Genomic DNA, 983 nt, shown 5'->3' on the forward strand with positions numbered 1-983 from the left:
AGATGTTTTTTGGCCTGAGAAGTTACTTATCGAGCTGTAAAAAGCAGGGTGTCAGTGGTTCCACAGCTCTTGCTCTATTGTTAAATGATATGCTACCAAATATATTTACCCCTGCTGAGTAGTTACATCTGAACCATAAAAGCGAGCATGTTTAATAATATTTTCGACTCTTTCATGGGATGCAAGAAATGCAAAGTCTCGTGTATGTTCTTGTCTTACACCATCAATAATCAGATCAGTAACTCCATAATAATGAAAGGTACTTAACATACCTTCTTCCATCGCTCTATTTAAGCGAATTTCATAAGCTATATTATGGTCAAATAAACTAAAGATATCCTCACCATCAGTTCTTTCAGGAGTAGCCGTCATTCCTAATAAAAATCGCGGATGGAAATATTTGAGAAGCCGTTTATATGAATCAGCCCCAGAACGATGAGACTCATCAATTATGATGTAGTCGAACTGATTTTTAGCAAATTGTTCTAAGTGGCTTTTTTTGGAAATAGTTTGCACGGTAGCAAACAAAAAATCTTTACCCAGCTCTTGCTGGGATCCAGAATATACTCCCATTGATTTATCCGTTCCAAAAACATTCTGGAATGTTTCTAATGCCTTGAGTGCGATAGTGCCGCGATGCACTACAAACAATAACCGTTTTGGTTGAAATGCCTGTGCATCAAAGGCTGATAAATAGGTTTTACCTGTACCTGTTGCTGAAATAAGAAGAGCTTTCGTCACTCCACTATTTCTCAAAGTATTAATATTGTCTAACGCTTCTTTCTGCATAGAATTTGGCGATATTTTAGATTCAATAAATATGGTTTTATGTGCTTTAGATAATAATTTTTGTTTATTATAACTCAAGTTTCGGGGTTCATTTTTAGCCAATAAAAGTGAACCATCCCTCATTCTAGGGCTTCTTGCCGCAAAGTAAAGTTATCCATTTGCATGACTTGCGTAAAAAAATCGACAACCGTCTG

The 983-nt window shown here is 36.3% G+C and carries 1 protein-coding gene; it reads right to left on the reverse strand.

The features are described 5' to 3' along the window. Positions 1-105: 105 nt before the first annotated feature. Positions 106-891 carry a DEAD/DEAH box helicase family protein gene (locus KSO91_RS17370; protein ID WP_238744270.1) on the reverse strand — a complete coding sequence of 262 codons (786 nt, stop codon included), beginning with the start codon at positions 889-891 and terminating at the stop codon, positions 106-108. Positions 892-983: the final 92 nt, after the last annotated feature.

Origin of the sequence: Psychromonas antarctica, assembly GCF_022267535.1 — a bacterium.
In the GTDB taxonomy this organism is placed as follows: Bacteria; Pseudomonadota; Gammaproteobacteria; order Enterobacterales; family Psychromonadaceae; genus Psychromonas; species Psychromonas antarctica.